The sequence below is a fragment of the Bacillus sp. LR_5 genome, assembly GCF_042709275.1.
This window is the reverse complement of the sequence record NZ_JAVAXX010000362.1, coordinates 1-5,465: the sequence shown is the minus strand read 5'-3', so window position 1 is coordinate 5,465 and position 5,465 is coordinate 1. Positions and strand designations below refer to the sequence as shown.

Below are 5,465 nucleotides of genomic sequence, written 5' to 3'. Positions count from 1 at the left end.
GGGATTTTTATCATGTCAGAACAGAAAAAAGTCGTATTAGCATACTCAGGGGGTCTTGATACTTCCGTCGCAATAAAATGGCTTCAGGAGCAAGGATATAATGTCATCGCCTGCTGCCTGGATGTCGGTGAGGGCAAAGATTTGGCATTTGTTCAGCAGAAAGCGCTTGAAGTCGGCGCGACAAACTCCTACGTGATCGATGCAAAAGAAGAATTTGCACAGGATTACGCGCTTATTTCTTTGCAGGCCCACACGATGTATGAAGGAAAATACCCGCTCGTTTCGGCATTATCTCGGCCGCTGATCGCGAAAAAGCTGGTTGAAATAGCGGAAAAAGAAGATGCACAGGCGATTGCCCATGGATGCACTGGGAAAGGAAATGACCAGGTTCGTTTCGAAGTTTCCATTAAATCATTAAACCCTGACCTAGAAGTCATCGCGCCGGTTCGCGAATGGCAGTGGTCACGTGAAGAAGAAATTGAATATGCGGCTAGCCGCGGCATTCCGATTCCGATCAATCTTGACAGCCCGTATTCTATCGACCAAAACCTCTGGGGACGCGCCAATGAGTGCGGCATTTTAGAAGATCCATGGGCAGCGCCGCCAGAAGGTGCATACGATTTAACAGCTCCGCTGGAAAAAACGCCGGACACGCCGGAAGTGATTGAAATTGCATTTGAACAAGGCGTGCCTGTCTCCATTGACGGTGTTTCCTACTCGCTTTCTGAGCTGATCTTGAAGCTGAATGAAATGGCGGGCGCGCACGGTGTCGGACGTATCGACCACGTGGAAAACCGCCTCGTCGGCATTAAATCCCGGGAAGTATACGAATGCCCTGGTGCGATGACACTGATCAAAGCGCATAAAGAATTAGAAGATTTGACACTGGTGAAAGAGGTAGCCCACTTTAAACCGATCATCGAGCAAAAAATGTCAGAGATCATTTACAACGGCTTATGGTTCTCGCCGTTAAAAGATGCGCTGCACGCTTTCTTAAAAGAAACGCAAAAGCATGTCACAGGCATTGTCCGCGTGAAGCTGTTTAAAGGCCATGCAATTGTAGAAGGACGTAAATCAGAATACTCTCTATATGATGAAAAACTTGCAACATATACAAAAGACGATGCATTTGATCACCATGCAGCAATCGGATTTATCGAGCTTTGGGGACTTCCGACAAAAGTGAACAGCATCGTGAAAAAGAAGGAGCAGATTAAAGCATGAAGAAGCTTTGGGGAGGCCGATTTCAAAAAACACCGGAAAAATGGGTCGACGAGTTCGGCGCGTCCATATCATTTGACCAAAATTTAGTTGCTGAAGACATTACAGGGTCTCTCGCACATGCTGCCATGCTGAAAAAATGCGGTATTCTGACAGCTGAAGAAGAGCTGAAAATCCGAGAGGGCCTGAATACCCTTTTGCAAAAAGCAGAGGAGGGAGCATTGGAATTCTCAGTCGATTATGAGGATATTCATTTGAACATTGAGAAAATGCTCATTGACGAAATCGGTCCTCTTGGCGGCAAGCTGCATACCGGCAGAAGCCGGAATGACCAGGTGGCGACTGACATGCATTTATATTTGAAGAATCATGTCGGCCACATCATCGATCTGATTGAGGCATTCCAAAGTGCGCTGATTGAAAAGGCGGATGCGAACGTTGAAACGATTCTGCCGGGCTACACACATCTGCAGCGCGCCCAGCCGATTTCATTCGCTCACCATCTGCTTGCGTATTTCTGGATGCTTGAGCGCGACAAGGAGCGTTTTCAGGATTCGATGAAGCGGATTAACAAATCTCCGCTCGGCTGCGGGGCGCTCGCGGGAACAACCTTCCCAATTGACCGTGATTATTCAGCGGAACTGCTCGGCTTTGATGCCATTTATGAAAACAGCTTGGACGGCGTCAGCGACAGAGACTTCATTTTGGAGTTTTTAAGCAACAGCAGTATGCTGATGATGCACCTATCCCGTTTCTCTGAAGAAATCATTTTATGGTGCTCGCAGGAGTTTAAATTCATCGAGCTTGACGATACGTACGCAACAGGAAGCAGCATGATGCCGCAAAAGAAAAATCCTGATATGGCGGAGCTGATCCGCGGCAAAACAGGACGCGTATACGGCGATATGATGGGGCTGTTTACGATCATGAAAGGACTTCCGCTCGCTTACAACAAAGATCTGCAGGAAGACAAAGAGGGCATGTTTGACACGGTGAAAACGGTGGAGGGCAGCCTGCAAATCTTCACAGGCATGATCCAAACAATGACTGTAAACAAAGACGTCATGAAGCAAGCAACAAAACAAGACTTTTCAAATGCGACGGAACTGGCCGATTATTTAGCTAAAAAAGGAATGCCGTTCAGAGAAGCGCATGAAGTGGTCGGGAAACTTGTGTACACATGCATCGAAAGAGGGATCTATTTAAGCGATATGCCGTTTGGCGAGTTTCAGCAGGCGAGCACACTATTTGAAGAAGATATTTACACTGTGTTAGACCCTTACTACGCAGTTGAAAAAAGAATGAGCGCCGGCGGCACCGGATTCAAACAGGTAAAGCAGGCGCTTGAAAAAGCGAAAGCTTGCGTGGCAGCAGGAGTTTGTTAAAATTTCCTTCATAAAATCCCGTCATTATAGCCAACCTACCTCTATAATGATGGGAGGCAGAATGATGAAAAAAGAACCGGAACGCTATATTTATGATGAACAAGAAAGCCAGGAGACAACAAGGCTCATTTCAGAAGCGTATCAAAGCGGTTATGTCGATATGCCTGATCAGGAGTCTTCATCTCCTGTAGAATAAGCTGTCTGTACAGGCAGCTTTTTTTGTATGCCAAAGTGTAAAAAGTGATATTGCAAGCCTTTTATAGTAAAGTAGAAGAAGAAACACTTTATTGAAAGCGGCGACGTTGCTTTGGGAGGTATTCATGTGCGACATGCTTTAATTACTGCCGGTTCGAAGGGTTTAGGCCGCAAAGTGACTGAAACGTTGCTTGCAAAGGGGTATTCAGTAACAGTCAATTACAGACAGGATGAGGAGGCAGTCAGCCGCCTGAAGGAAGCCTGTCCCGATTGTCTTGACCGGCTGCAATTTGTAAAAGGTGATGTCACCAAAAAAGAAGATCTGCTGCGTATTGCAGAGGCTGCCTTAAACCGCTTCGGAAGGATCGACTTTTTGATTAACAACGCTGGACCATACATATTTGAACGTAAAAAGTTAGCCGATTATACTGATGATGAATGGTATGGCATGCTGGAAGGAAATTTAAGCGCCGTCTTTCATTTATTCAAAGCGGTTATTCCTATTATGAGAAAACAGCAATTTGGACGCATTATTACGTACGGATTCCAAGGTGCGGCTCACGCGCCCGGCTGGCTTCACCGATCGGCATTTGGCGCTGCGAAAGTGGGCTTGGCTTCTTTGACGAAGACAATTGCCATTGAAGAAGCCGAATTCGGCATAACCGCCAACATGGTTTGCCCGGGAGACATTGTCGGCGACATGAAAGAAGCATCGATAGAGGAAGCCAGAATGCGAATCGGCAAAGAAAAAACGCCGATAGGAAGATCCGGTACAGGCGAGGATATCGCCCGGATTATCGCTTTCTTGTGTGAGGAGAACTCAGACCTTGTGACAGGGACTGTCATTGAAGCCACCGGAGGCCTCAATGTCATTAACAAGAATCAAACAACATAAGTTTTTCAGCTTTTTAAAAAGGGAAAATAAAAAAATCAAAATCATGTGACGAGGTGAAAGAAATGAAAGTGACATATCACGGACATTCTGTAATCACAGTGGAAACGAAGGACCATCATATTATTTTTGATCCGTTTTTAACAGGGAATTCATTAACGGATATAAAGCCGGAGGATGTAAAAGCGGATGTCATCTTACTAACGCACGGCCACAATGACCATGTCGGTGATACTGAACAAATCGCCAAGCAAAATAACGCGCTGGTTATAGCACCGAACGAGCTCGCTGTGTACTTAGGCTGGAAAGGCTTGAATGTTCATCCAATGCACATCGGCGGCTCCCGCCAGTTCGATTTTGGAAAAGTGAAGCTCACACAGGCCTTTCATGGATCAGCAGTCACAGATGAAGAAAACAAAACGATCACTTACACAGGCATGCCTGCCGGTATTTTGCTGACTGTAGAAGATAAAACGATTTTCCACGCGGGCGATACGGCTCTTTTCTCTGATATGAAACTCATTGGCGAATTGAATCATATCGACCTTGCTTTCCTGCCGATTGGCGATAACTTTACGATGGGGCCTGAAGACGCCAAGCTTGCCGCTGAATGGCTGCGCGCAAAACAGGTCGTGCCGGTGCATTACAATACATTCCCGGTCATCGAACAAGACCCAGAAGCATTCGCTGACAGCCTGCCGGGCGGAGTCGGCAAAGTCATGTCGGTCGGTGAGACGATCGAGCTTTAAACCGTGAAACCATCTCCTGATGAATCAGGAGGTGGTTTTTATTTTTTCAGTTATCCTGTAATGGTCCTATCAGAGGTTCCTTCCAATTCTTTGCTGCGCTGCTGAAAACGTTTGGTTATCCGGGCGATCAAGTCCTTCGTGGCGCGGTCAAAATGAACTTCTTTTTGATTTGTCAACAGCCCTATGGGCGGGGTGATATCCAGGTTCAGAATTGGAATAACTTTAGTGCCGTTGAACGGTTTAGAATGTGCGGTGCTGGTAAAGATTGAAATTCCGATGTTTTCACGTACGTAATATTTATGTGACATGCTGCTTGTGAGCTCCATTTTTTTGTAGCGATTCCCGAGTTCTCTATGTAAGTGCTGTTCAATTTGTAAGCGAATGGGGCAATTGGCGGGCGTAAATATGAAGCGCTCTTCTGCTAAATCAGACAAATGGACAGCCTTCTTCTCAGCGAGCGGATGTTGATCAGATACAATCACATTTAATGTGTCATAAAAAAATGGATGGTAGTAATTTTCAAGAATCAGCTCCGGCTCGCCGCAGACTGCAAAATCAATCGTCCCGTCTAAGAGCTTTTGACTGCAGGTATTGGCGTCATCAACCTTGATATTAACTGTTATCTTTGGGTAATCCTTTAAGAAATCCTTTAAAATCTCGGGGAATATCAGACTGGCGGTTGGCTCTGAAACCCCTATGTTGATAATGCCTGCCTCTTCTTCCTTTAAGTCGGAGAGGTTGTGTTTAAGCGCCTCGTATTGCATCAAAAGATCTCCTGTTCGTTCATAAAAAAGTTTCCCTGCTTTTGTCAACTGCAGGCTTTTTCCTCTTTCAAACAGCAGTACGCCTAAATCCTGCTCCAATTGCTTCATACGCATCGATATCGTCGGCTGCGAGTAGTTGAGTATTTCTGCAGCTTTATAGAAGCTTCCAAATTTTACGATCGTATGAAACGTTTTGATTGAGCGTAACTCCAATGTGCTCCCTCCTGTTTTTCATCATTAAAATTACTGAAGTGAAGGT

General features: G+C 45.7%; 6 protein-coding genes. 5 read left to right on the top strand and 1 reads right to left on the bottom strand.

Going from position 1 to position 5,465, the window contains the following annotated elements; all coding sequences use genetic code 11:
• The first annotated feature begins 12 nt into the window (after positions 1–12).
• The 5 genes from RAC86_RS34645 to RAC86_RS34625 all read left to right on the top strand — a co-directional run bounded on the left by RAC86_RS34645 (position 13) and on the right by RAC86_RS34625 (position 4,442).
• Complete coding sequence (locus RAC86_RS34645; RefSeq protein ID WP_003229357.1) at positions 13–1,224, top strand: argininosuccinate synthase; 1,212 nt, start codon at positions 13–15, stop codon at positions 1,222–1,224.
• Positions 1,221–2,606: an argininosuccinate lyase gene (gene argH / locus RAC86_RS34640; RefSeq protein ID WP_088467328.1), complete on the top strand. Its 1,386-nt coding sequence runs from the start codon at positions 1,221–1,223 to the stop codon at positions 2,604–2,606. Before RAC86_RS34645 ends, argH begins: the two co-directional genes overlap by 4 nt.
• A gap of 64 nt (positions 2,607–2,670) precedes the next feature.
• On the top strand, positions 2,671–2,802 hold the full coding sequence (locus tag RAC86_RS34635) for a hypothetical protein (protein WP_377886628.1): 132 nt from the start codon (positions 2,671–2,673) through the stop codon (positions 2,800–2,802).
• A gap of 126 nt (positions 2,803–2,928) precedes the next feature.
• Positions 2,929–3,696: an SDR family oxidoreductase gene (locus RAC86_RS34630; protein WP_004398521.1), complete on the top strand. Its 768-nt coding sequence runs from the start codon at positions 2,929–2,931 to the stop codon at positions 3,694–3,696.
• Positions 3,697–3,758: 62 nt separating this feature from the next.
• Positions 3,759–4,442, top strand: coding sequence for a metal-dependent hydrolase (locus RAC86_RS34625; protein ID WP_038429463.1), 684 nt, complete (start codon positions 3,759–3,761; stop codon positions 4,440–4,442).
• A gap of 50 nt (positions 4,443–4,492) precedes the next feature.
• Here the strand turns inward: RAC86_RS34625 and ytlI are convergent, their stop codons facing one another.
• The gene (gene ytlI, locus RAC86_RS34620) at positions 4,493–5,419 is read right to left on the bottom strand and encodes a LysR family transcriptional regulator YtlI (RefSeq protein ID WP_377886627.1); all 927 of its coding nucleotides are present in this window, start codon (positions 5,417–5,419) and stop codon (positions 4,493–4,495) included.
• Between the last annotated feature and the right edge of the window lie 46 nt (positions 5,420–5,465).

What these genes read in the sequence shown, in the direction of transcription:
- RAC86_RS34625 (WP_038429463.1), top strand. Translation starts at nt 3,759, where the DNA reads ATGAAAGTGACATATCACGGACATTCTGTAATCACAGTGGAAACGAAG.
- argH (WP_088467328.1), top strand. Translation starts at nt 1,221, where the DNA reads ATGAAGAAGCTTTGGGGAGGCCGATTTCAAAAAACACCGGAAAAATGG.
- RAC86_RS34645 (WP_003229357.1), top strand. Translation starts at nt 13, where the DNA reads ATGTCAGAACAGAAAAAAGTCGTATTAGCATACTCAGGGGGTCTTGAT.
- RAC86_RS34635 (WP_377886628.1), top strand. Translation starts at nt 2,671, where the DNA reads ATGAAAAAAGAACCGGAACGCTATATTTATGATGAACAAGAAAGCCAG.